Source organism: Methylobacterium persicinum (genome assembly GCF_022179525.1).
GTDB lineage: Bacteria > Pseudomonadota > Alphaproteobacteria > Rhizobiales > Beijerinckiaceae > Methylobacterium > Methylobacterium persicinum.
In genome coordinates this window covers 47722-73201 of sequence record NZ_BPQX01000003.1, presented here as the reverse complement: position 1 = coordinate 73201, position 25480 = coordinate 47722, and the positions used below count along the sequence as shown (strand labels likewise).

20 protein-coding genes are annotated in these 25480 nt (G+C 65.2%); 5 read left to right on the top strand and 15 right to left on the bottom strand.

Translation table 11 applies throughout. From position 1 onward, the window contains the following. Window positions 1-385: 385 nt before the first annotated feature. A complete protein-coding gene (locus MFF22_RS00755; RefSeq protein WP_238247143.1) occupies window positions 386-994 on the bottom strand; it encodes a c-type cytochrome in 609 nt (202 codons plus the stop codon). 66 nt (window positions 995-1060) lie between these two features. Next, window positions 1061-2149 carry a PQQ-dependent sugar dehydrogenase gene (locus MFF22_RS00750; RefSeq protein WP_238247141.1) on the bottom strand — a complete coding sequence of 363 codons (1089 nt, stop codon included), beginning with the start codon at window positions 2147-2149 and terminating at the stop codon, window positions 1061-1063. Window positions 2150-2758: 609 nt separating this feature from the next. On the opposite strand from MFF22_RS00750, the gene MFF22_RS00745 reads away from it, so the two are divergent. Continuing rightward, on the top strand, window positions 2759-3241 hold the full coding sequence (locus tag MFF22_RS00745; protein ID WP_078947056.1) for a Ros/MucR family transcriptional regulator: 483 nt from the start codon (window positions 2759-2761) through the stop codon (window positions 3239-3241). Window positions 3242-3865: 624 nt separating this feature from the next. Here MFF22_RS00745 and MFF22_RS00740 read toward each other — a convergent pair. After that, window positions 3866-4707, bottom strand: a protein-coding gene (locus tag MFF22_RS00740) for an IS5 family transposase (protein WP_091995207.1) whose coding sequence is annotated in 2 segments (ribosomal slippage) — window positions 3866-4317 and window positions 4317-4707 — 843 coding nt in all. Because the reading frame shifts where the segments join, the coding sequence is not laid out codon by codon here. Window positions 4708-5301: 594 nt separating this feature from the next. On the opposite strand from MFF22_RS00740, the gene MFF22_RS00735 reads away from it, so the two are divergent. Next, window positions 5302-5970, top strand: coding sequence for a transglutaminase-like cysteine peptidase (locus tag MFF22_RS00735; RefSeq protein ID WP_053608458.1), 669 nt, complete (start codon window positions 5302-5304; stop codon window positions 5968-5970). Between the two features lie 1068 nt (window positions 5971-7038). On the opposite strand, the gene MFF22_RS00730 is transcribed toward MFF22_RS00735, so the two are convergent. The 4 genes from MFF22_RS00730 to MFF22_RS00715 form a co-directional block, all read right to left on the bottom strand. Beyond that, complete coding sequence (locus tag MFF22_RS00730) at window positions 7039-8031, bottom strand: hypothetical protein (protein WP_210254069.1); 993 nt, start codon at window positions 8029-8031, stop codon at window positions 7039-7041. Continuing rightward, window positions 8028-9554: an efflux transporter outer membrane subunit gene (locus MFF22_RS00725; RefSeq protein ID WP_053608464.1), complete on the bottom strand. Its 1527-nt coding sequence runs from the start codon at window positions 9552-9554 to the stop codon at window positions 8028-8030. The genes MFF22_RS00730 and MFF22_RS00725 overlap by 4 nt, the downstream gene beginning before the upstream one ends. Before the next feature lie 174 nt (window positions 9555-9728). Further along, window positions 9729-12902 carry an efflux RND transporter permease subunit gene (locus MFF22_RS00720; RefSeq protein WP_053608460.1) on the bottom strand — a complete coding sequence of 1058 codons (3174 nt, stop codon included), beginning with the start codon at window positions 12900-12902 and terminating at the stop codon, window positions 9729-9731. Between the two features lie 52 nt (window positions 12903-12954). Then, the gene (locus MFF22_RS00715) at window positions 12955-14193 is read right to left on the bottom strand and encodes an efflux RND transporter periplasmic adaptor subunit (protein WP_089231664.1); all 1239 of its coding nucleotides are present in this window, start codon (window positions 14191-14193) and stop codon (window positions 12955-12957) included. A gap of 570 nt (window positions 14194-14763) precedes the next feature. Here MFF22_RS00715 and MFF22_RS00710 point away from each other — a divergent pair. After that, the gene (locus MFF22_RS00710; RefSeq protein ID WP_143739309.1) at window positions 14764-15930 is read left to right on the top strand and encodes a sensor histidine kinase; all 1167 of its coding nucleotides are present in this window, start codon (window positions 14764-14766) and stop codon (window positions 15928-15930) included. After that, entirely contained in the window at window positions 15927-16511 is a 585-nt protein-coding gene (locus tag MFF22_RS00705) for a response regulator transcription factor (RefSeq protein WP_053608462.1), read from the top strand. The genes MFF22_RS00710 and MFF22_RS00705 overlap by 4 nt, the downstream gene beginning before the upstream one ends. Window positions 16512-16621: 110 nt before the next feature. Here the strand turns inward: MFF22_RS00705 and MFF22_RS00700 are convergent, their stop codons facing one another. The 8 genes from MFF22_RS00700 to MFF22_RS00665 form a co-directional block, all read right to left on the bottom strand. Then, the gene (locus MFF22_RS00700; RefSeq protein ID WP_051976342.1) at window positions 16622-18757 is read right to left on the bottom strand and encodes a carbohydrate porin; all 2136 of its coding nucleotides are present in this window, start codon (window positions 18755-18757) and stop codon (window positions 16622-16624) included. A 98-nt stretch (window positions 18758-18855) separates the two neighbouring features. Further along, window positions 18856-19194 carry a hypothetical protein gene (locus MFF22_RS00695; protein ID WP_053622405.1) on the bottom strand — a complete coding sequence of 113 codons (339 nt, stop codon included), beginning with the start codon at window positions 19192-19194 and terminating at the stop codon, window positions 18856-18858. Between the two features lie 92 nt (window positions 19195-19286). Next, window positions 19287-19736, bottom strand: a complete 450-nt coding sequence (locus tag MFF22_RS00690) for an SLOG family protein (RefSeq protein ID WP_081948878.1) — start codon at window positions 19734-19736, stop codon at window positions 19287-19289. Window positions 19737-19749: 13 nt separating this feature from the next. Continuing rightward, the gene (locus MFF22_RS00685; RefSeq protein ID WP_043388296.1) at window positions 19750-21522 is read right to left on the bottom strand and encodes a Na/Pi cotransporter family protein; all 1773 of its coding nucleotides are present in this window, start codon (window positions 21520-21522) and stop codon (window positions 19750-19752) included. Continuing rightward, window positions 21519-21776: a hypothetical protein gene (locus MFF22_RS00680; protein ID WP_043388288.1), complete on the bottom strand. Its 258-nt coding sequence runs from the start codon at window positions 21774-21776 to the stop codon at window positions 21519-21521. The genes MFF22_RS00685 and MFF22_RS00680 overlap by 4 nt, the downstream gene beginning before the upstream one ends. A gap of 4 nt (window positions 21777-21780) precedes the next feature. Next, on the bottom strand, window positions 21781-23457 hold the full coding sequence (locus MFF22_RS00675) for an NRAMP family divalent metal transporter (RefSeq protein WP_043388287.1): 1677 nt from the start codon (window positions 23455-23457) through the stop codon (window positions 21781-21783). Between the two features lie 22 nt (window positions 23458-23479). Beyond that, window positions 23480-23965 carry a phosphoribosyl-ATP diphosphatase gene (gene hisE / locus MFF22_RS00670; protein ID WP_051976331.1) on the bottom strand — a complete coding sequence of 162 codons (486 nt, stop codon included), beginning with the start codon at window positions 23963-23965 and terminating at the stop codon, window positions 23480-23482. A gap of 258 nt (window positions 23966-24223) precedes the next feature. Continuing rightward, window positions 24224-24448, bottom strand: a complete 225-nt coding sequence (locus tag MFF22_RS00665; RefSeq protein ID WP_043388285.1) for a hypothetical protein — start codon at window positions 24446-24448, stop codon at window positions 24224-24226. Window positions 24449-24792: 344 nt separating this feature from the next. Here MFF22_RS00665 and MFF22_RS00660 point away from each other — a divergent pair, with 344 nt between their 5' ends. Beyond that, complete coding sequence (locus tag MFF22_RS00660) at window positions 24793-25119, top strand: metal/formaldehyde-sensitive transcriptional repressor (protein ID WP_053622404.1); 327 nt, start codon at window positions 24793-24795, stop codon at window positions 25117-25119. Window positions 25120-25480 lie beyond the last annotated feature (361 nt).

Here is a 25480-nt window from a genome sequence, read left to right as displayed (position 1 = left end):
TCACAATCCGCGGGCGGTACAGTGAGGAGGTATCCGCTTGATTCTATTCAGGATGGGATGCTGCAGAACTACTCGACGAGGCCGCGCCAGCCGAGGAATTCGCGGACGTCCTCGAGGTGATCAGGCTTCATGAGGAGAGGGCCGTTGAAGCGTATACCCTGAAGACATGCGATGCGGGCAAGACCATCTTTGCGACTTCGACGCCGTGGTCCCGAGACTGTGAACATCAGGCGATCACACAAGCTACGCAAACGATCCGTAGCAACGCAAAACTGATCGTTTTATCGACAAAATAAATCCATAGATAATCCTATCATTCTAACTCGTTGATATGCTCTTAGACATGAGGCTTATCAGAGCTCAACTTGACCGCCCGCGACCCCGTTCAAGGTTTTGGAACCTGCCCCGCCGTACTCTGCTCCGAGCGGTATTGGGCGAGGTAGCGTGCAAGCACTGGAATGTGCTCATCTTTGATGTCTCGTGAGACCTCGTTCATCGCCGGCTCGTAGCCAGGGCGTGCGTTGCTCTTGTAGCCCTCAAGCGCGGCCGTCAGATAGTCCTCGCGCTGCCCAGCGACCCTTGGGATCTGTCCCTGCCCCGCGAGGTCGGCACCGTGGCACGAGCCGCAGCGATAGCGCGCGATGAGTGCGCGCGCCTCTTCGGCCGCTTTAGCTTCGATCGGAGCAGAAGTTTCCGGCGCGGGCAATTTGGAGATTGCCTCGGCGAGCGACTGTAGATCATCATCCGACAGGTTTGCCGCCATATCGTTCATCGGCGGAGCAATTCGCTGCTTCTCGCGGAACATCAGCAGCTGCGCGACTACGTAGTCGCTCTTCTGGGCGCCGAGCGACGGCACGTGCTCCGCTTGGGACGTGCCGTTTTCGCCGTGGCAGCTGAGGCAGATACTCAACTGCTCCGTGGCCGGCTGCGCACACACCGGCACGCCGATGCTATCGAGCAAGATCAAGGCTGATAGACCAACAAGCAGGCGCACGGCGGGTCCGATGGCGGGCGAGGGTGATTAAGCCGGGGCGAGGAGGTCTCACCTCGGCCAAGTCACTTAGGGCTCTTTGTAGGTGATGCGCCAGATAGCGCCGTTCCAATCGTCGGATACCAGTAGCGATCCGTCCGGCATTGGCTGCACATCGACGGGCCGGCCCACGTAGGCATTGTTCTGGAGAAAGCCTGTCAGGAACGGCTCGTACGATGCGATAGTGCCGTCGTCCTTGAGCTTGACGACCACGACATCTCCGCCGAGCTTCTTCGTACGATCCCACGAGCCATGACGGGCCAGGAAGATCGCATTCTTGTAGCTGCTCGGGAACATATCGCCCGTGTAAAACCGCATCCCCAGCGTCGCCACGTGCGGGCCCATCAAGCCGGCTGGCTTGGCAAACTCGTCGCACGAGTGACCCCATCCAAATTCAGGGTCGGTGAAGTTGCCCTGATGGCAATAGGGATAGCCGAAGTTGGGCGCCGTCGTCGTTCCCGCCTTGACCACGTGCAGCGTGTCGTTCGGCAGATCCTCCGACATCCAGTCGCGGCCGTTGTTGCTGAAGTAGAAGTCTTTGGTAACAGGGTTCCAATCAAATCCAACTGAGTTGCGCACGCCGGTCGCGACCAGTTCCACGTTCTTGCCGTCCAGGTCCATGCGCCGGATCTGCGCGTGGCGCGATGACGGCATGACGATGTTGCCGGGCGCGCCGACCGGGACGTAGAGCTTGTTGTCGGGGCCGATGGCGATGAACTTCCAGCCATGCGGCTCGTCCGTTGGCAGATCTTCGTAGACCAGCACGGGTTTGGGCGGGCTGTCGAGGTTCGCCTCGATGTTGTCATATCGCCAGATCTTGGACAGCTCCGCGACGTAGAGCGCGCCGTCGTGGAACGCGAGGCCGTTCGGCCGATGCAGACCGCTGGCGATCACCTTGACCACGTTGCCGTTCGGGCCTGGCACGACGGCGTACACCTTGTCGCGCACGCGCGAGCCGACGAACAGCGTTCCCTTGTCGCCCAGGCGCATGGATCGGGCGTCCGGCAGCCCGCTGGCGAACACCTCGACCTTGAATCCCTCGGGTACGTGCAGCATCGCCGTTGGCAGCTTGTCGGCACGGGTGGGCAGAACTGGGCCAGATACCGGAGCCAGCTTCATCGCATCTGGATTATCCGGCTGCCCGATCAGAGGGTCGCCCGGCGGCAGCTGTTGGCCGCGCTGAGTGACAGTCGACGGCTGAGACGGTGGGGTGGTTTGCGCCAGCGCCGTTCCAGCCCACAAAATTGCCCCAGCTGCGATAGTAGCTGGCAGTCGGCGTCTTTCGCCTAGCATGTCATCCTCCCTGACACTCATCGCGCCCACTAACATGTGCTGAACGAGACTGATGTCTAGCTGCAACGATGCCTCAGGCCGCGGCAGTGACCAGACGGTGACGGGCTGTGTCCCGAAGCCGGTTTGATAGTTTATCTACGATTGCGCTTGATCTGACTGAGCAGACCTCGGGCGTTCGAAGCGCAGTGTCTAGCGGAAAACTGAATACGATGAAATTATTGCCCAGCCTAATGTTTATCGTTGATATGGCTCACCTTCATGAATTTAACAGAGTCCGGTGAGATAGATGATTGTGAGCGAGATGTTGCGGCAAATATCTAATTTGATTATGCAGATGGTCGGAGGTAAGTTTCAAATCTGTATTATGAGATTTCTACTTGAATTCGGAGGAAGATTGCGTCATTTGTGCACTTGATCTCCAAAAAGGATTACTTCATGAACGAGAAAGCGGTCACACTGCGGAATGATCATATTCGGCAGACAGTCAAGGTCGTTGCAGCATACATCTCGAACAACAGCCTGCCGGCGGCTGAGCTGCCAAGCTTGATCTTCGGGATCTACTCCGCTCTGTCCGGCCTCCGCCAGGGTGGCGCATCAGAAGCTCCGATGGTCGAGAAACCAACCCCAGCTCAGATCCACAAATCGATTACGCACGACGCGCTAATCTCCTTCATCGACGGCAAGCCGTACAAGACACTGAAGCGGCATCTCACCGGCAATGGTATGACCGTCGCGCAATACCGCGAGCGCTACGGTCTGCCCCGCGACTATCCCACAGTAGCAATTAGCTATTCTCAGCAACGCTCGACTCTCGCCAAGAGTTTCGGTCTCGGCAGTCAGCGCCGAGAGACCACGGCTAAGGCAACAATTACGGTCGGCGCTGAAGCTCCTAAGAAGCGCGGCCGGAAGACCACTTGAAGCCGTCTGCCGTGGCTCCGCCGGCAACCGCTGTAACGGGTTAAGGCCATACTAGATACAAAACTCGGACGGCCCTGTGCATCCGCGCAGGACCGTCGATCCATCGCTGAACTGAATCGTGCCGAGTTCAGCTACACTTTGCGAAAACTAATTTAGAATGCGAAAATCCTCGATGACGCTACCTGACGTAACACACCGCCTCACCGGCGGACCGATCGCGCAGTTCAGGGCGCAGCCGGTGTTCTCCTCGCAGAACCACGTCAGCAACCCGCTCTTCAGGCATGCGCCGCCGCACTGGTGATAGGTACCGTAGGTGGGCCTGATATAGACCGGTTCGATCGATTTCCGCAGCTGCCCCGAGTTGTACTGCGCAGCGCATGACTCAGTGTGAAAAGCAATCCCTGATATCAAAAATAACAGAGTTAGCCCTCGATAATACATGGATCCGATACCGCGCATGATTTTTCAGCACGATTTATTCATTGTCCTCATCAGAATCGAGTAAATAATATTTCATGCAAAAATATGTAAGGCCTGTAGCTGACGGCGTGAACCGCCCTTATGCATCAACGAGACTGAACGCAGGCTGCCAACCTGTGTCCGCCTCTGAGAGTCTGTCCGGCATCATGATGTTTTCTGACAGAGCTTTCGGGTCATGAGGCGGATGGAGGCCAAGAGGACGAACGCTCGTGCTTTCCGGCTTTTGCATTCCCAATCCTTTGCGAGACGGCGGCAGCGGTTGAGCCAGCCGATCGTTCGCTCGACGATCCAACGCTTGGGCAGCACAGCGAAGCCTTTGGCCTGATCGGAGCGCCTGACGATCTCGACCGTGAGGGTGCGGCAGACCTTGCGAAGGCCATCTTGGAAGGCCGGTCCCTGGTAGCCGCCGTCGGCGAAGAGCTTGAGCAGGAACGGGTAGAGGCCAAACAGCGTGGCCATCACCAGCACGCCGCCATCCCGATCCTGAATGTCGGCGGGATGGACGAGCGCGTGCATCAGCAGGCCCTGCGTGTCGACCAGGATGTGGCGCTTCTTGCCCCTGATCTTCTTGCCCGCATCGTAGCCGGGCGGGTCGATCGAGCGCCCCCCTTTTCCGCGCCCTTCACGCTCTGGCTGTCGATGATGGCCACCGTCGGGCTGGCCTCCCGATCCATCCGTTCCCGGCAGGCGACGTAGAGCGTGTGATGGATCCGCTCCAGCGTGCCGTCATAGTCCCAGAGGTCAAAGTAATCGTGAACCGTCGAGCGCGCCGCCAGATCCTTTGGGATCGCCCGCCATTGGCAGCCGGTGCTCAGCACGTACATCAGGCCGTTCACCACCGCCCGCATGTCGACACTGCGCTTGCCGCCGCCACGCTTGGCTGGAGGGATCAGGGGCTCAATCAGCGCCCACTCGTCATCCGTCAGATCGCTCGGATACCGAAGCTCGCTTCGATCGTAGCGGGCCCGGTTCTCGGTCGTCCACATCAGCAGCCTCCACACAGGCCGCCTTGAATCACAAACCCCTTACATCACTCAATATGTCGCCGGACAGACACTGAGTGATCGATGCCCAGCTCCGTCAGCGTTCGTGCGCAGCCGACCATGAAAGCTGCCTGGCCGAATGCGACCAGTCGGAGCTGGACGAACGTCACACTCTGACCTCGACCTTATCGACACGTTGAAGCGCGACGCATTTCGTCTTCATCCTCTTGCACTCACGTCGGCTTGGGCTGCCGAGCCTGGGCGTTCGCCGATCGGGCCTCGCCTCACACGGCGCTTCCATCGTGTCGGACGCACCGTAGATCCTCGAAACGAGCTGGGAATGCGCAAGCGTTTGGGATGTCAGACTTTCGACACGCCCGGACTCAAGCTCTACCTTATCCCTGCAATAAAATCCAAGCTGTTTCTCATAGTCCCCGGGAAAGGCTATGCATACTGTCAGATCTGACAGGACGATTAGCGCCGACCGATATTATCCGCGCTACGCACAGGGTTAATTTTTCGTTGAGCGCTGGATTGCCGCCGGCGCGTCGGCGTGAGAACTTCCGTTAACGAAAGCTTAACGGTTGGGTCTCGGCGATGCGGTTTGCGGCTTTCACGAGGCGGAATGCGGTCTCGGTCCACGCCGCGCGTCGCCTCAGGCCTGCCCTCGCGGCAGCCTTCTCCATCGGCCTCGGGATCGGCGCCGTGCAGGCTCAAACCCTCGCGTCGCTGCCGAGCGCCCCGAGCGTGGCGCAGCCTCTGGGAACGGCCCGACCGATCGCGGCATGGGTGACGTTCTGCGAGAACTATCCGGCCGAATGCGTACTCGACCGCACGGAGCCTGCCCGCATCACCCTCACGCCCGCGACCTGGTCGACCATCGTTTCGATCAACCGCCGGGTGAATAAGGCGGTGCAGCCGATGACCGACATGGACCACTGGCACGTAGCCGATCAATGGAACCTGGCCGAGGACGGCTTCGGCGACTGCGAGGACTATCAGCTCCTGAAGCGCCATCTGCTCGCCGAGGCGGGTCTGCCGCGCCGGGCGATGCGGATGACCGTGGTCGTGGACGCCAACGGCGAGGGTCACGCCGTACTCACCCTGCTGACCGATCGCGGCGACCTCGTCCTGGACAACAAGACCAACGACATCTTACCCTGGCACCGGACCGGCTATGTCTTCGTCAAGCGCGAGAGCCAGGACGCCATCGCCTGGGTGTCGCTGGGCGGGGTCACCTCGCCCGTCACCACGGCGAACCGTTGAGAGGGGATAGTCGCTCGACCGGGCACAGCCTCGGCGAGGATGAGGCGACCGTCGGCTCGATGCCGTTCGTGCCCGTGCTGCGATGATTACCCCTCATATCATGCGCAGGGAACTCCGATGCGGCTAATTTCGGTGATGGTCCTCCCGCTCGTCATGTTTCTGACAGACGTGTCTGCCGAGGCACGTGTGCGCGGCGTCAAGGCTCACCATGATCACAGGGCTTCACGCGCAAGTGACATGGACCTCACGCTCAGACGCAGGGCCGCCGCCGATCGTGCGCGAGGTTGGATGGACTGGGAGGTGCACAGGCCGCTGTCCAGCTACCTCCCGCCTGTGACCAAGCAGCGGGTATCCGCTCCGCCGTTCACAGGTTGGGGTTATGGCGAGACGATCCCCGGTGCGTGGCCCGGCTTCTGATCGTACGATCCTGCACCGTGCGCAGCGTTTGCCGCGATCGTGCGCCCCATCGTGTCGTCGCACGCCTCGCTTTCGGCATCGGCATGCTGGCGGTGGCCGTCACGGCGCTGACAAAGGCTTCGATGAGATATGGGATGCGGCTACCGACATCGTGAGAATCCCCGATCTCGGAACAGCGCCATCCCCGGTCCGGTTGGCTCGATTGCAGCGCGTCTCGAACGCGCCGTCCACGCCATGACCGGAGGCAAAATGAGAGTCGATATCCGCACGCCGCTGATCGCGGCCTTGATGGTCATCGGCATGGTAGCCGGTGTAGCCGCCGCGGGTGGCGGAGCCGGCGGTGGCGCGGGCGGAGCTGGGGCGGGCGGCAGTGCCGGCGGCTCTGCTTCTGGAACCGGTGGTACGGGCTCCAGCGGCGTCAGTGGCACGGGCGCCGTCAACGGGGCGACATCACCGGGTACCTCAAGCACGAGTTCTGGGCTGCCTGCGGGCAGCACCGGCAACTCCAACATCTCGCAGGGGGGCAAGTCGGTCACGCCCGGTACCGGTTCGACATCTGGTACAGGTCGGTAAAGCGCCGGCGTCGCGCGACGTCCGAAGCCGTTCGAACCCCACACCGGACCGGAGGCGGCGAGCGCGATGGGTTTGCCGTCAGCGCCAGTCGTAGGGATTGAGCGGCTCGAGGACCCGACGCAACGCCTGCAGCGGGGCCGGCTGCTGTTGGTGCTCCGCTTCGCGGGCGAGGGCCCGTAGGAAGGCCTGGGGACCCTGCTCGAGGTCGCGACCGATGCCGTCGAACCGGTCGGCCGGCTCGACGTGCGGCGGATCGCGAGTCACGAGATAATCGATGTTGCAGATCGGCGCCGTCGATCGGTCGCCGAGGCGGTAGCAGATGTGAACCCGGGTATACGGCTCACCGAGCCGGTGCTCGGCGTGCACCCGCTCGACCGCGAAGGCTCCGTTGCTCGCGCGCTCGGCGTAGCGCAGGGTCTGAGCCACCGTCGTCAGCGCTTCCGTGCGCCGGCTCAGCACCAGTTCGACCGCACCTCGCGCGGAGGATAGGCGAGGTTCATCGTGGACGAACGATGATCGCGCGGCGGCGTCGATGCTCGCGCGCGGATCGGTTAGCGGACAGGCAGCGGGCACGACGCTGATCACGACCGAGCTTGGGCACTGGCCTCGGCAGCCCGAAGCCGCATCGATCTGATCTCGACCGCAGGCGTCGGCGTAGCAGGACCGCGCGAGAGTCTCGCAGGTCGCCAGGAACCGACCGACGGGCTCTGAGACGATCAGGTCGGCGGCCGACGCGGTCTTGAGGCCGGCCATTCCAACGAGAAGGCCGAGTGCCGTCGCGCAGACCATTCTCGCAACCCTCGCGGCTCGCCGATGATCGTCGGCGGAGGTGGGCGTAAAGTCCCGGCAGGCGAGACCGACCTGATCCAGCGCTTCAGAGAGCCTGCCGGACTGGTCGTACAGTAGTCCCTCGCCATCATGGGAGGGACCGATCCGATCGATGCGAGGTCGTCGATGCCGCATGTGCTCTGTGCCCTTGTATTCACTGGATCGGGTCGTTCCGAGAACAGCGGACGGGTTCGACGAACCAACACTGCCATCGCCTCGGGTTACGGAGAGATGCTGGATCACAGGAACTTCAGCGGATCCTTCTCCGGGGGCGGCGGCGCCACGTCGGCGCGGTTCCACCAGCCGCCGCCCAGCGCCACGAACAGCGCCGCGGTGTCGGCGTACTGGGTCGCGCGAGCACCCGCCGCGGTGACCAGCGCCGACAGGTAACCCTGCTGGGCGATCAGCACTTGCGTCGAGGTCACCGAGCCGGCCGTGAACTGCTTGCGGACCAGCTCCAGGCTCTGGTTCGTCGCATTGACCGCTGCGTCGGCGGCGGCCACCGCCCTGGCGTCGGCCTGCAGCGCTCGCAGCGCGTCGGCGACGTTCTGGAAGGCGGTGATCACCGTGGCGCGGTACTGCGCCTGCGCCTGGGTCAAGCCTTCCTCGGCGGCCCGCTGGCGTCGGAACAGGGTGCCGGCATCGAAGATCGGTGCCGTCGCCTGGCCGACGATCGTGAAGAACGAGGCGGCCGGGTTGGTAATCTGGGTTATTTGCGTCGCGCTCGATCCGCCCGTGGCCGTCAGCGTGAACTGGGGCAGGCGGTTGGCGACCGCGACGCCGACGCTGGCGCTCGCCTGCTGCACCATGGCTTCCGCCGCCTTGACGTCGGGGCGCTGCTGCACGAGCCGCGAGGGCAGGCTCACCGGAAGCCGGGTCGGCAGCCTCAATGCCGAGAGACGGAAGGTCTCCGGGACCTCGTCGGAGGGCAGACGCCCGGCGAGTGCGGTGAGCAGGTTGCGCTGCTGCGCGAGCGCCTTCTCCAGCGGTGGCAGCAGCTGCTGCGACAGGGCGAGCGCCGCCTGCTGCTGCACCACGTCGGCCCCGGCGATCTGCCCGAGCGACAGCTGCTTGTTGTACAGCTGCAGCACCTCGATCTGCGCCTGGATCACTTTCTGCGTCGCATCGATCTGCGCGCGCAGGGATGCCTCCTGGATGGCGGCGGCGACGACGTTGGCGGTCAGACTTAGATAGGCCGCCTCCAGCTGAAAGCGCTGGTTCTCGGTGGCGGCCTCCAGCGACTCGATCTGCCGCCGGTTCCCGCCGAACACGTCTGGATTGTACGAGACCACCGCCTGCGGGGTAAACAGGCTGTAGAGGTACTGGGTCTGGTTCTGCAGCGGCGATTGCAGGTCGAGGCCCGGGGCCTGGATGCCTTCGGCCTGAGGCGTCGCGGTCAGGCTCGGATAGAGCGTGCCCTTCTGGGCGAGCGCGTTCTGCTGCGCTACCCGCAGGGAGGCCTGCGCGGCCTCCAGCGTCGGGTTGTTGGCCAGCGCCTGCTCGACGAGGCGGTTGAGTGCCTTGGAATGGAACAGCGTCCACCACTGGCCGGGGATGTCGGCGCCCGAGGCGAAGCTCTGGTCGGCCGAGCCGCCTTGCCGGGTGCGAATCTTGTCGGCGGCCGACGGGTTCTTCAGCGGCTCCCTGGTGTAGCGGCTGACCGGCGGATCCTCCGGCGGCATGAAGTTCGGCCCCACCGCGCAGGCGGCGACGCTCCAAGCCAGCAGTATGACGCCGCCATACCGAGAGAGACGACCGAGGGCCATCGTCAGCGGGATTACCCATCCTTCCGACACGCGGACGAACATCCCGTCCCGCACCGGATATCGCGCGGCATGATGATCGAGATCGGGACGCATCGAGGCACTTCTGCAGGCGTGGTCCGTCGAGCGACGGCAAGCATCTGAGCTTGACCGTTCTCTATGGCGATTGCGGGACGTTTAAGGGGCGGACACGGCCTGTACTTTGGGTCGAACCTGCGTGCTCCTGGCCGGTCGCCGCCGCGAGAACAGCGAGATCAGGATCGGCATAACGACCAGGATCAGGGCCGGCGCCAGGAGGATGCCGCCAACCACAACCAGCGCCAGCGGCTTCTGGACCTGCGAGCCGATGCCGGTCGACAAGGCGGCCGGCAGCAGGCCGACGCAGGCCGCGACGCAGGTCATCATCACCGGGCGCATCCGCACCGTCGCGGCCTGGAACACCGCGTTGCGGCGCTGCCAGCCGTCTTCGACGAGCTGGTTGTAGTAGGCGAGCAGGATCACGCCCTCCATGGTCGAGATGCCGAACAGCGCGATGAAGCCGATCGCCGCCGAGACCGAGAACGGCGTCCCCGTCAGCACGAGGGCGAAGATGCCGCCGATCATCGCCATCGGGATCACCGACAGCGTCAGCAGCATGTCGGTGGCCGATGAGAAGTTGATGTAAAGGAGCAGGGCGATCAGCGCGAGCGTGATCGGGACGACGACCTTCAGTCGGGCGATCGCGTCCTGCAGGTTCCCGAACTCGCCGACCCATTCGAGGTGAGAGCCCGGCGGCAACTGGACCTGCTGGGCGACCCGGTTCTGCGCCTCGATCACGGCGCCGCCGAGGTCGCGTCCCCGCACCGAGAACTTGACCGGGATGTAGCGCTGCTGACCCTCGCGATAGATGAACGAGGCGCCCGAGACGAGCTCGACCGTGGCGATCTCAGAAAGCGGCACGGGAATCACGCCGCCGCTCGGATTCTGGGCGCCCACCGTGATGTTGCGGATCGTGGCGAGGTCGCGGCGGTACGCCGAGGCCAGGCGCACGCGCATCGCGAAGTGCCGATCCGAGCCATACTCGTACACGTCACCCGCGGTCTGACCGCCGATCGCGGCCTGAACCGTGGTGTTCACATCCCCGGGCGCCAGCCCGTACCGGGCCGCCTTCTCGCGATCGACGGTGATGCGGACCGTCGGCTGACCCAGTGAGGTGAAGATCGCCAAGTCGGTGATGCCCTTCACCTCGGCCAGGGCCGCCTTGATCTGCTCGGCCGCCTGCGAGATCGCGCTGAGATCGTTGCCGTACACCTTGACGGAGTTCTCGCCCTTCACGCCGGAAGCCGCTTCCTCGACATTGTCCTGGATGTACTGGGAGAAGTTGAACTCGACGCCGGGGAAGTGCTCCTCCAGCGTCTTTGACATATCCTCGACGAGCCGCTCCTTGGTCAGCCCCGATGGCCAAGTCTCCTCGTCGGTCAGCGGTGCGAAGATCTCGACGTTGAAGAAGCCGGTCGCGTCCGTGCCGTCGTCGGGCCGGCCATGCTGCGTGATCGTGGTCTCCACCTCCGGATACGCCTTGAGCACGGCGCGTATCCGGTTGACGTAGGTGTTCGCGGCCTCGAGCGAGATCGAGGGTGGCATCGTCCCGCGGATCCAGAGATTGCCCTCCTCGAGCTTGGGCAGGAACTCCAGGCCGAGCGAGCGGACCATCGTGCCGGCGACGAGCAGGACGACGAGCATGGCGCCGAGCGTCAGGATCTTGTTGCCCAAGGCGAAGCGCAGGAAGCGCGTGTGCCCGAAGTGCAGGAGGCGCACGATGAGCGTGTCGCGCTCCTCCATCTCGTTCGGCAGGATCAGGGCCGACAGGGCCGGCGAGACCGTGAAGGTCGCGAGCAGGCCGCCGATCAGCGCGTACGCGTAGGTCTTGGCCATCGGCCCGAAGATGTGCCCTTCAACGCCGCTCAGCGTGAACAGTGGCAGGAAGCCGACGATGATGATCGTCGCCGAGAAGAAAATCGCCCGGTTCACCTCGGACGCGGCGAAACTGATGGTGCCGAGCTTGCCCGTCAGGGCCGACCCCTCATCGCCAGCGTCATCGGCGTGCGTGATCGGACCGCCGGGATGCTCCGACAAGTGTCGGAAGACGTTCTCGACCATGATCACGGTCGCATCGACGATCAGGCCGAAGTCGATGGCACCGAGCGACAGCAGGTTGGCCGACTCGCCGCGGATCACCAAGATCGCCACCGCGAAGGCGAGGGCGAACGGGATCGTCGCCGCCACGATGATGGCGCTTCGCAGCGAGCCCAGGAACAGCCACTGAACCACGAACACGAGCGCCACGCCGAAGACGAGGTTGTGCATCACCGTGTGCGTGGTTTTGCCGATCAGCCCCGACCGGTCGTAGAGCGGCACGATGCGCACGTCGGGCGGGAGAATGCCGCTCGCGTTGATCTTCTCGATCTCGGCTTCCACGCGCTGGATCGTCGGCAGGCTCGGGCTGCCGCGGCGCAGCAGCACGATGCCGAGCACGATGTCGTCCTGATCGTCGTGGCCGACGATGCCGAGCCGGGGTGCGTTCGAGACCCGCACCTCGGCGACGTCGCGCACGAGCACGGGCGTTCCGTTCACCTGCGTGAGCATGGTGTTGCGGATGTCGTCCGGATCGCGGATCAAACCGATGCCGCGCACCACGGCCGCTTGCTCGCCGATGTTCAGCGTCTGACCGCCGACGTTGATGCTGGAGTTGTTCAGGGACGTGACGAGTTGCACCAAGGTCAGGCCCTGCCCTTGAAGCCGGGCGAGGTCGACGGCGATCTCATATTCCTTGGTCTTGCCGCCGAAGCCGGTGACGTCGATGACCCCGGGGATCGCCTTGAACCGCCGCTGCAGGATCCAGTCCTGGAGCGTCTTGAGGTCGGTGGGCGAGAACCCCTTCGGTCCGACCAGCTGATAGCGCATGATCTCGCCGATCGGGCTCACCGGCGAGATTGAGGGCTGGGCGCCGTTCGGCAGGGGGCTGAGCTGCGACAAGCGGTTGAGGACCCGCTGCTCGGCCTCCTCATAGGTGAAATTGTAGTTGAACTGGACCTTCACGTCGGAGAGGCCAAACAGCGAGATCGTCCGCACGACGGTGGCATTCGGGATGCCGGCGAGCTGCACCTCCAGCGGGATGGTGATGTAGCGCTCGATCTCCTCGGCCGATTGGCCGGGGTTCTGGGTAATCACGTCCACGAGCGGCGGCACGGGGTCGGGATAAGCCTCGATGTTCAGTTGGGCATAGCTGGCCGCGCCGACTACCAGCGTCGCGAGAAACAGCAGGAGGACGAGGACGCGCTGGCGCAGGACGAAGGTGATGACGCCGGTCATGACAACTTCCCGCGGTCGGTTGCGGTGCAAGCCGAAGCTCGTCGATCGGTGATCATGAAGCCTTCTCTCCGCTCGCGGCCCGATCGATGAAGAGGGCGCCGCGCGAGACGATCCGTTCGCCGGTCTGCAAGCCCTCGGTGACCTGCAGAAGATCACCGTCACGCAGCCCGAGCTTGATCTCGCGGGCCTCGACCGCGCCGTCCGGGCGCAGCACCCAGACATGCGCGCGGTCCCCCTCCTGAACGACCGCGCTCTCTGGGACCGCCGGGCCGCTCACGGCGTCGCCGGTGATGATCGCGAACCGCGCGAACATCTCAGGCTTGAGTTCTTGATCGGGGTTCTCGACCTCGCACCGGACCGCGAGCCGGCGCGTCGCCGGATCGAGGCTCGCGGCCATGTAGGTGACACGCGCGCGGAAGGTGCGGTCGCCGAAGCCGTTGACGGTCGCCACGGCCGGCTGACCGAGCCGGATGCGGGGGATGTCGCTCTCGCGCACGTTGGCGATCAGCCACACGGTCGCGAGATCGCCGATGGTGAAGACCGGATCGCTGCCGGTGCCGAGGTACTGGCCGAGGCCGACCTTGCGCTGCACGACTGTCCCGGCGATCGGCGCTCGGATCACCGTCTCCGGACTCATGCTGCTGTTCTTCTGGAACGCGGCGATCTCCGCGTCGGTCTTGCCCAGGATCCGCAGGCGGTTCTTGACCGCCTCCAGGGCCGCCTCCGCGGTCTGTTTGTCGCTCTGGGCCGAGATGACGTCGTTCTCGGCGCTCTGATAATCCTTGAGCGCGGCGGCTTTGGCCTGGAATAGCACCTGCTGGCGCGCGGCGATGATCTGGTTGAGCTTGAGCTGCTCCTGGGCTTTGTTGAGGGCGTTGATCGCGCTCTGGAAATCGTTCTGCGCCTGGACCATGTCGGTCACCTCGACGGTGAACAGGGGCTGGCCCGCCCTCACGTCGTCACCTGCCTTGGCGGTGATCTTGGTGACACGCCCAGCATAGGGAGAGTAGACCGGCACGTTGTCGTCATCGTTGAGCGCGATGCGCCCTTCGGCCAGTCCTTGCGGTCGGAACTCGGTCGCCTGAACGCTCGTGATCCCGAACGACGCGAGCTGCATCGGCGTCGGCCGAAAGCTGCGCTCGACCGCGATTGTCGTCGCCGGTTCGGAAGCATCGGCTCTGTCCGCGCGGCGGCCGGACAGGCCGGTGACGAGTGCTGCCGTCCTGCCAGCGACGTCGCGTGCGGCGTCGGGCCAGATGGCAACCGCCGCGACGGTGCCGATCAGAAGCATAGACGCGGCGGCGATCTTCAGCGTCGGCGAGCCGAATGGCCTCAGCGGTGTCCCGGCTTCAGCATCGAGAAGATCAGGCCGGAGCTGATTACGCACATCCATGCCGCGACCTTTCTAAACGACTGCCGCGCATACTTTTGCAGCTCGATGCATACAGAACTAAACATTGCGAACAGGAAGCATCAGCGTGTATCGCGCTGGCTTGTCGCGGGCACCGACGCCCGAGCGGCCGGCTCACACAGGCGCAGCTTCGCGGTAGAGCGTTGCTCCTCCTTCGGCAACTGTCAGTTCTGACAGGCGCACACCCTCGGAAGTTGAGCTTAGCAACCTAGTGTTAGGGTTTTTATATCGGACCGTGGCAAGTGTATGATGATTTTTACAAGCGGTGGGCGGCGTGCGCGGGTCGTCTAACTGTCAGGTTTGACAGGTTGCAGGTCGGCGCGATCCTCGCTCTACTACCCTAAGTTCCGGCGAGAATGTCGCAGCTCAGGTTCTGTGAAAGATTGGTAGCGGCGATCCGTCCCGAGCTTTCAATCGGTGTTGGGTTACGTCGGTAAGGAGGGTAAAGCGTTGGCGAGCGCGCACCATACGGGAACCCGAGCGTTACCCAAGCGCGCCGCTAGCCCTGTCGGTCTCATGCGCGCGCGCCCTCTGCTCATCGAGCCGAGTCGCGCGGCGCGACGAGCGCTCTTCCAAATTACCACGTTGCCGATGCTTAGTCTCAAGCCGAGGCTCGCCCTCGCGCTCCTCCTCGTGGTCGGCGTGTTCACGGCTGATCTCTTCGAGCCCGCCGACAACGTCTCGATCTGCTTCGCCTACACGCTGCCGATCCTCCTCGGCGTCTACATGGGTCCCGGCAGCACGTTCCGTCTCGCCGCCCTCGCCACCGCCGCCTCGTTGGTCGGCTCGTTCATTCGACCGCCGGAGGGCGGGATCGTCCTCAGCTTCGTCGTCAACCGCGTGATCGCGGTCGCCGCGCAGTGGCTCGTCGCCTTCCTGGTCGAGCAACGACGGCGCAACCACGCCCTGGTCGACGCACGTCTGACCGAAGAACGGCTGGTGGCCGAGACCGGACGGCGGTTCGTGCAGATCCTGACTCACGAGATCGCGACGGCGCTGACTGCGATCGACGGTCAAGGCTATCGCCTCGGCAAGCTGGCGCAGACGATCGAGCCGATGGACATCATCGCTCGCAGCGAGAAGATCCGACACGCCGCGACGCGCCTCAAGGGTCTGGTCGAGCGCGTCCGCCTCGCTGCCGAAGTCGGCCGTGGAGAGATCTTGCTGAACCGCGAGGCGATCGAGGCAGTCCCTTTCCTCGAGGCGCTCGTGGCCGAATATGAGGCCGCGCATGTTCACATCGCCGTGTGCGTGGCCGAGCCAACCCTGCACGGCGACCGCGTCCTGATCCATCAGGCGGTGTCGAACCTCGTTTCGAACGCGATCAAGTACTCGCCGCAGCCTTGCGCGATCAGCATCCACGCCGGCCGCTCGGCCCTACTCGACGGAAGCGAGATCACGGTGGCCGACCACGGCGTCGGGATCGCCCTGGAGGAACTCGATCGGGTCTTCGAGCCTTACTATCGCGCCGCCAACAGCGGCGGTGTTCCTGGCCTCGGCATCGGCCTGCATCTCGTGCGCCATTTCGTCGAGGCGCATGGCGGCCAGGTTCGCATCGAGAGCCAGGTCGACCGGGGCACGACGGTACACCTGCATCTGCCCGGAGCGAAGCCGTGACGCGGCGCATCCTGTGCATCGAGGACGATCCCGACATCGCCGAACTCACCAACGAGGTGCTCGCAGAGGCGGGCTTCCGTGTCGATCTTGCGATCACCGGCATGCAAGGTTTGGCGCGGTTGGGCGAGGCGCACGACGCGATCCTCTGCGACATCGACCTTCCGGGCCTGAGCGGGCTCGAACTGCTGCGCGCATTGCGCAAGACCGGCTCGCGGACCCCGTTCGTGCTGCTGACGGCTTTCGCCGGCCGGGAGAACCAGATCGAGGCGCGCCAGCTGGGCTGCGACGACTTCGTCGCCAAGCCCATCGACTTCGAGCTGCTGCTGGCCGTCCTGCACAACGTCCTGCAGCGGACAGCGCCGGCCGTGGGGGACACCGAGCGCCCGACGCTGACCGAACGCGAACGGGAGGTCCTCGCCCGGGTGGTGGAAGGCAAATCCTCTGTCGCCATCGCCGCCCTCCTCGGTATCAGCGAGCGGACGGTGAACTTCCACGTAGACCGCGTGATGCGCAAGCTGAACGTGACGACGCGCACGCAGGCCGCGATTACTTGCGTACGCCTCGGGCTGATGTCTGCCTGAACGCGCGGATCCCACGGATCGGTTAGATCGAGATATACATGATAGAAATAATGATTCAGAGTATGTGAGGCATATACATCTGGACTGGTTGTGAATTTCAAAAATAGAAACTAAAAATCGATGTGTAGACGACTACTGAAAAAATTGGCTGGGCCGCGATCCTTATTGTAACCAGGATTGTCGATGAACTGATAGTCGAACGACACTGTCACCGTGTTTGTCAAACCCAGCGCATAGTAGGTCTCGATGCCGCGCTCTGGCCCGTAACGCAACTGCCCGTCACCGATCACGAGGCCGAGGCCGCCTGCGGCAAAGTAGTCCCGATGCGCGCGCGACAGGCCGTTGATCATCGCGCCGATGCCAATCGTGTCGCTCGGTCGCTCCCACAGGGAGCCCTTGAACGAGAACCCACCGGAGGCGCTCCGATCGACATCGGTGAAGGAGAGGTTCTCATTGCGGCCATCGGCGGCGCTGACCCGGGCGAACAGGCCGATCTCCGGCGTGAGCGCCTGTTCGAGATTGATGTAGGCGCCCCGTTTGTTGCGGGTTCTCCGGCTGAGGTTCACGGCCGTGTTGACGTCGGGGATGTCGATCGAGTCCGCGAGCGCGACCACCTGCCGGTAGTTGGCGGTACGTCCCTCGTGCGAGAACGCGCCGATCCTCAGCCTTCCCGGCTGGTCGAGGATCGGGAGCACGTGGCGTTCCTCGAACTCGACCACGGCCCCGCCCCGGCGCGGGAAGCGCGGATCGAGCGGATCCGTACTCGGGAGCTTGGGGACCTGGGTATAGGCTGCGCGCAGCGCGAACTCGCGACGGTTGTACTCGACCACGATGCCCTGGGTGTAGCCGGGCAGGTTGGCCGGGAAATCGTAGGCCGCCGACTCCCAGAGCGACCAGTTCATGAAGTCGACGCGCGGATCGTGGGCATAAATGTTGCCGTCGAAGAAGTCGCCCAGCGCGAATTTGCCCGCCGCGACGGTGATCCGCTCGATATCCCGTGTGATCGCGACTTGGTTCGGCCCGTCCGGCACGGTCTCGGTCTCGCCGCCGAGCCCGAAGGTCTGACGCACGAAGTAGCGCTGCGAGCGCAGCTTCGGAGAGGACGAGCCGGCCTTCTGCGCCTCGCCGTTGGGAAAGCCGGCCACGCCGAGCGTGCGGCTCAGACCGAAGCCTTGGTCGAACTCAGGATTGTAATACAGCTCGGTGTTGTCGGTCAGCTTGAACCCGAGGAAGGCGGTGGCGGTGAGCGTGCCGCGCGCCTGATGCGGCACGAGGCTGTTGTCGCCGCGGTAAGGCGAATGGAAGCCCGTCACCCCCTGGTCGATGAACGTCGTCTGGCCGTGCAGCGAGAAGCGGCCGGTGTCGCCGTTGTCCGGATCGTGGGGGGCGAGCTCGTCGGGTTCGGGGGGCAGGCGCAGTCCTCCGGGAACCCAGAGGAGCCGCGCCATCACTTGGTTTGAGGTGAACGAGGCCTGGGTCGAGAACGCCCCGCCGTCCGGACCCGCAACGCTGCCGAGACCGAAGCGAGCGCTCCTGCCGTAATCGGCATAGCGATAGTCGATGCCCAGGGCGAGGTTCTCAGCGATTGCGAACTGCACGCCGGCCCCGAGTGTGAAGCCGAGATAGGAGTGGTCACGCCTTGCGATCCCGGCGAAGCCGGTATCCAGGTCGGGAAACGTGGAGCGGAAGCGTGTCTCGGCGCCCGCGAGGCCGAAGGTGGCGTAGACGAGGTTGCGTTCGAACGCGTAGCCGATACGGGCGCGGGCAGCGCCGAACAGATCTGCCTGAGCGCGGATGAGACTGAAGGAGGCGTCGCCGTTCTCGAAGCCGAACCCCGGCACGGTCGACGACACGGGCCGCTTCAGGTTTGCGCCGTAGAGGTCCGCCTCCAGGCCGTAGACGTACGGACCGGTCTGCCAGTTGTAGCCGCTGACGACACCGCCCAGCACCGTCGTGGCATTGCGTCCCTGATCGCTGCGGCCAGTGCTATCCCCGCTTCGAAACGCCGGCACGGAGCGACGCTCGACCGAGCCCGCGTCGAAGTTGAAGCTGCCGTAGGCGTCTCCGGCGCTGCCCTCGACGCCCAGATACCCGCCGGACCAGTCTGCGACGGTCGGGCGATCCGACGATGAACCTCTCCATTCGGCGGCCCGCGCTTGGTCCAAGCATAGGATCGCGACGGCGCCACCCAGAAGCGATAAAAGCTTCTCGATCGGCGATAAGATCTGAATTTGCAGATATCTCATGGCATAGCCTCAATTTTTACTGTATGAATTTCATCTTTTTGTGCATCTACGATAAAACGAATGTTTGATGAGATCTCGGATCCATTCGGGAGCTTGGATCACGCGATATGTTCATGACGGAGCATGGCAAAACCCACGTCGCCCAGACCGGCAACGGCGAGGCGGATCAGCAGAGCCGTCCCGAAACGGCGTGAGCGCATGATCCGCGGCAGGATCGAGAGGACGTGCAGTGCGTGTTCGAGGATATGCACCAGCACCGGAAGCTCGGCTGGCCCCGCGGTCGAGCCTCGCTCCGTCCCCGGCCCTGCGCGGGGTGGCCGCGCGAGCGGCCGGTGGTCGAGCGCGACCTGCAAGCCCATTCGGCTCAGCTGATGCGCGACCTGCGTCCCGATCAGGGCGCCGCGCCGCCCGATCAGGCCGGCGCGGTAGGCCCGCATCGTCAGCCCGAACGCCGATCGACCGAGGCCTGAGAGCAGCCTCGCGAGGTTGGGATGCCGAACCACGATGATCTCCCTGTGTCGGTCGATGTTCAGATGTGCAGCACGATAGCGCGCTGGCTTCGAAGCCCGTTCGAGCGATCTCGACCCGGCGGCCCGTCCGCACGGTCGAGGATCGTCTGGGCCGGCACGTCGCGCTCGGGCACCTCGTAGACGGCGAGCCGTGCCCGAAGGGCGCATCGCACGAGATCCAGCGTGTGCGGGCCGCCGGGGAAGGCCGCCACTAGATCGGGTCGGGCGTCCTTCAGCATGAATCGGTTGCGCACCGCCTCCGCCGTCTTACCGTAGCGAACCCAGTTCGGCGGGTAGCGCACCACGTGCACACCGGCCCGCCGCGCCCAGTCCTCGGCCGCCGCGCAGACGCCGCCCAGACCGCCGTGGATCAGGACCATGACTCGGCAGCGGCGGTGCAGCTTCGCCAACTCGAAGCTCACGAGATCCCGGTATTCCAGATGACCGCTGCCCCCAATGACAAGCCGCATGGTCGTCTCCCGCTCAAGCTGCCGGCCGGAGGCTCGACGCCTCCTGAACCGGATCCTCGCCGTCGCCGCCCGGACCGCCGGCCGAGATGGTCTCGTCCTCGCCGCCGAGCACCGCCTCGTGCCGCCGTTCGAGCAGGGGCGCGCACAGCGCGGCGACGTGCGAGTGCACCCGGCGCAGATCGCGCAGCGTCCGCAGGAACAGCGCATTCGCCTCCGCCATCGCGGCCGGATCGGCGTCGTGCGGCGCATCGCGCAGGCGCGCGACGTGCCGGTCGATGGCCGCGCGCTCCAGCGCGCGCAGGAGACCCTTGCGCCGGGCCACCGACCGCGCGGCGTCGAGGTCGTCGCGTAGGAACGCAGCGAGCGCGAGCTGCAGGCTGGTGAGCGCCTCGGCGTGGAGCCGTTCGATGTCGGCGAGTTCCTCGACGGAGAACGGCTCGCCGGTCCGTTTCAGCCGCCGGCTGGCGAACGCGACCAGGTTATGGGCTATGATGTCACCGACGTGCTCGAGGTTGAGCACGAAGGTCAGGATCTCCTGGGCTCGCGCCTGCGCATCCGCCGAGACGGTGCCGACCTCCTCGCCGCCGAGGTCGGCCAGGTAACGCCGGATCGCGAGCCCGATCCGGTCGATGGCCGCGTCCCGCCGCCCGGCTGCACCGGCCAAGGTCCGATCTCCGGTGCGGAACGCCTGAAGGGCATCGCGCAGGGCTGCGCCGGCCAGATCCGCCATGTGCAGGGCTTCAAGGGCGGCGTTGGCGAGGGCCAGGCTCGGGGTCGCCAGGGCGGTGAGGTCGAGGTGGTGCGGGAGTTCCGCGATCGGCGCGTCTTGCCGTGCGCTCTCAGGCATGATCGGCGCGGGCAAGAGACGCGTGGTGAGGCGGCCAAGCGCGGCCGTCCAGGGTAGGACGAGGATGGCGAGCGCGAGGTTGAGCGCGAGGTGGAACGCCATGGCTCCGCGCGCGGGGTCAGCGACGCCGAACTCGGCGAGACCTGCGGTGATCGGGTCGAGGAGCGGCAGCGCGGCGGCGCAGCCGGCCGCTCGCACGAGCAGGTTGCCCAGGGGAAGCCGGCGCGCTGCCGGCGCACCGGCTGCTTCAAGATAGGGCGGCAGTGCCGCGCCGAGGTTGGCGCCGAGCACGAGGGCGAGGGCACCCTCAAGGGTGATCACGCCTGCACCCCCGAGCGAGACGATGAACAGGATCGCCGCCACGCTGGAATGAGCCGCCCAGGCGAGCATCGCCGCCGCCAGGACGGCCAGGACCGGCTCGGCCGCAAGCGCCCCCACGAGGCTGCGTAGGATCGGCGTGGCCTCGACGGCGGTGAGGCACTGTCCGAGCAACGCGAGCGCCGTCAGCATCAAGCCGAGGCCGATCAGTGCCCGGCCGAGATTGCGCGGTTTGGACCGATCCGCGCGCGCGCGGAACAACAGGAACCCGAACAGGATCAGGATGGGGGCGGCCGCGGCCACGTCGAAGGACAGCACCTGCACGATCAACGCCGTACCGACGTTGGCGCCGAGCATGAGGGCGAGGCCGGCCGAGAGGTCGAGGGTGCCGCTCGCGGCGAAGGCGGTCGCCATGAGCGCGGTGGCGGTGCTGCTCTGGAGCACCGCCGTGACGAGCAGACCCGCGAAACAGGCGCGTGCTCGGCCCTTGAGCCCGCGCCCGATCAGGTCGCGCAGCTCCGGCCCGAAGCCGCGGGCGAGGCCGGTCGTGACCATGTGCGTGCCCCACAGGAGCAGCGCGACGGCGCCCGCAATGTGCAAGAGGGTGAGCGTGCCGGTCATGGCGCCCGTCCGCATCGGCTCGAGGCCGCAGTGAAGTCGCCCAGGGCGTCACTCAGGATCCGGTCCGCGAGGGCAGCCGAACCCTGCGAGTCGGCCGTCAGCAGATCCGGCCGGCGATCGCGCAGGCACGCGAGGATCGCCGCGCGCCGCCACACAGCCGGGTCGTGCAGGCCGAGGTGGAGCGCGGCCAGGTCCGACCTGAGCCACCGGAGCAGGCCGGCTCGGACGGCGGCCGGGATGAAGCGCCGCCGCACCGGTCTAGCCCTCGCCGCCGAGGGCGAGGCCGACGATGCGCATCAGGACGAGGCCGCCAGCGACGACGAGGTAGGCGCGCAGCACCACCATCCACACGCGCGCCGGCAGCGACAGCTTGGCGAGCGGGAGCTGATCCAGCGGCGGCATCCGCCAGCGCTCGCGCGGCAAGGTTGCCCGGTCGCCGGCCGCGGGATCGACGGCCAACCCGTCGGCGCACGTGCGCCGACGCAGGAGCGCGAGCGCGCCCGCGGTGACCAGCGCGACGAGGCTGCCGCCGACGAGCACGCCGACGATGACGGTCTCGTTCGTGGCGTCCGGGAACAGGACGGACGCGGTCAGGATCAGCGAGAGCATCACAAGCACGGAGATCACCGCGCCGGTGAACAGGTTCATCGCGCGCCCGTTCACCCACGGCCCGAGCACGGCCCTGTCGTTGCACAGCAGGAGCAGGAACACGCTGGCGCTGGGCAGGAGCACGCCGGCCAGCGTCTGCACGGCGTTGGTGAGCAGGCCGAGCGGCGTGCCGGGCGTCAGCACCAACCCTGCGGCCAGTGCAATCAGTCCGGAGTAGACCAGGAAGAAGCCCTTGGCCTCGCCGGGTTTGCGATGCAGCGAGTGCCGCAGGGCGAGGACGTCGCCGATGGCGTAGGCGGTAGCCAGCGACACGGCGGCCGCACCGATGATGCTGGCGTCGATGAGCGCGAGCGCGAACAGCACCGCCGGCACCGGGCCGACATACCGCTCCAGCCCGGCTGCGACCCCGCCCGCGTCACCGAAATTGCCGAACTCGGGCCTTCCGGCGAAGGTCGCGGCGCAGAAGGCCATCATCGCTACCGCGCCGACGATGACGAGCACGATGCCGAGGCAGAGATCGACCTTCTCGTAGCGCATGAAGCGCGGCGTGATCCGCTTGTCGATGACGTAGCTCTGCTGGAAGAACAGCTGCCAGGGCGCCACCGTGGTGCCGACGATGGCGATGATCAGCAGCATCACCTCCGAGAGCTTGGCGCCCGCGGGGAGCCGCGGCACGAGGAAGTCCCGGGCGATCTGGCCTACCGGCGGGTGCACGATCAGCACCACGGGCACGAGCAGGAGGCTGCCGGCGACGAGCGCCAGCGCGAAGCGTTCGAAGCGGCGGAAGTCGCCGGTGCTCGCGGCCGCGATCACGAGGATTGCAGCTGCGAGCACGCCCCAGAGCTTTGGCACACCGAGATAATCGAGGCCGAGGCTGATGCCGATGAACTCGGTGACGAGCGTCAGGGCGTTGAGGAGGAACAGGTCGATGACGCTGAACGCGCCCCAGAACCCGCCGAACCGCTCTAGGATGAGGCGGGCGTGCCCGACGCCCGTGACCGCGCCGAGGCGCAGCACCATCTCCTGGTTTACGAACAGGACCGGGATCAGCAGCGCCAGCGTCCACAGCAGCGCCGTGCCGTAGTTCTGGCCGGCCTGGGTGTAGGTGCCGAAGGCGCCGGCATCGTTGTCGCCGACCATGACGATGAGCCCGGGACCGAGGATCGCCAGGAGCGTCTTGAGGCGCGCCCCCCAGCCGATCCGGGGTGCGTGATCGCCCTCGGCGATGGTGCCGAGCGCGCCGCGAATGTCGCCGCGATGGGCCTCGTCCAAGACGGCCGTGGCGGGAAGGCTGGACGCGTCGAGCGCCGAGGTGTGAGCGGTCATAGGTGTCGTCCGACGCCGAGGATCAGGTGAAATCGTCGGCGGCGCGAACGCCGCCCGCTTCAGAGCTGCCCTTGGGCAGCTTCTCGGCGATGCCGAAGCGCTCGGCACGCCGGTACATCTCGGCCCAGATCTCGTCCGGGGCGATGCCGCACTCGCGCCAGAGCACGACGAGGTGGTAGAGCAGATCGGCGCTCTCGCGCACGGTGGCGCGAGCGTGCTGGCGCGACGCCTCGAGTGCGACCTCGCCCGCCTCCTCGATCAGCTTCTGCGCCATGCGCTTGGCGCCGGCCGCGAGCAGTCGCGCCGTGCGCGGATTGGTCTGCGGGGAGACCAGATCGAGCGCGGCGTAGAGCCTGGCGATCTCATCGGGCCCTGTCGCGCGGACACCCTCGGGCGCGCCGGGACAGGACGGAGCAAGCCGGCCTCCCGGGTCGGCATCGTCATCCGCCGCCGCAAAGGACGGCACGCCGCGACGCGGCGGCAGGGGATCGCGGACGAGAGAAACCATGCATGATGACTCCGAGCTTGGGTCGCGTGCGACCGGCTGGGCTCGGGCAAGGCATTCCGGTGCGGTTCAGGCCGCTCGCGAGGAGAGGTTGTCGCGCCAGATGACGCCGTGCTCGCGATCCGAGCCGGGGCGGGTGTGGGAGATCCGTCGGTCGCGCGCGCGACTGGGAGGCTCCACAGTGGATGAAGATCGGCCTGTCATGGTGCTTTCACAGCGCGGAGCCGCCGATACCTCAGCGGGTATCGGCGGCTTGTCGGATCAGCGGGGTGCGAGTTGCCAGGCGCAGACGAGACGATCCGCTTCGTCGCGTCGCCAGACGGCGACGACGTGATCGCCCGCCCACTTGGCCGGTGCCAACGTGTCACCGGTGACGGGACGCGTCGATGTGGGAGCGGCCGGGCTGGCGCCGCTGCGCCGCTGAGGGAAGAGCCCGGACCGCAGCGCGTAGGGCAGCGCGGGCGCGAGGGCGTGGACGAAAGCCATGGTCACCTCCTGTTCGTCGGGTGGTTGCGGATGCGACCCGAGAGGAGGTTTGAGCGCCAGCTGACGAAGCTGGCGAGACGAGGTCTTGCCGGCTCAGACCGTCAGATGATGGCGCTCCGCTCCGCGCGGGTCGACCATCCCCCGCCGGCGCGAGCCCGCACCGGACGGTGCGCGGCCTTCACCGATGGAGGATGAGGGTCTAGATCGAGGGTTCATCGGTCCCGAGGCGTTGACATCGGACCCGGCGCACGGCCGGATACCTGACCGGGTATGGTGACGAGGCTGACGGCTGTCAAGCCGGGTTCTTTGGAAAAGTTCTAAAACTGGCAGGTCGGACGAATTCGATGGCGAGACGGGATGACAGTGTCGACGCGGGATCACAGGCTCGGAGTGACACGCACGTACTGCGGGACAAGCGCGGGTTGGTGAACCGGGTGCGGCGCCTGCGCGGTCAGGTCGACGCCATCGAGCGCGCCTTGCAGGGCGAGTCGAGCTGCTCCGATCTTCTGCAGCGCATCACCGCCGCACGGGGTGCGATCAATGGTCTGATGGCCGAGGTTCTGGAGGAACATGTCCGTGAGTATCTGATCCCGCAGGCCAACTTGCCCGAGGAGACGCGCGAGGACGCCGGCGAGGAATTGATCGAGATCATTCATTCGTACTTGACTTAAATGACGTAAGTATTTTGTAATTTGAATAATAACTCCAAGAGGCATCGTTGTTCAAAAAACACTCAATATCAATTAAATAATTTCATGTATCATTGCCTCAGCGAGATGTATTAAGAGAGTTGTCAGGACGCGGTTGCGCTCCTCCGGGGTCTTCCTTACGAGGTTGGCGTCACTGTTCAGATGCTCCCCGCCAAGAGTTTTGGAAGTCGACATCTAACTGAAGTTGACTGTGGTGTAGATAGGCGTCGAAGGATGAAGCCGCGCAAAGCAGATGTAATCCATTATGGAAGCTAAGAAATTTGTACCGAAGGTGGGGCACGATCGTGCCCCACCTTCGGTACAAATTTTAATTTAAGAGCAA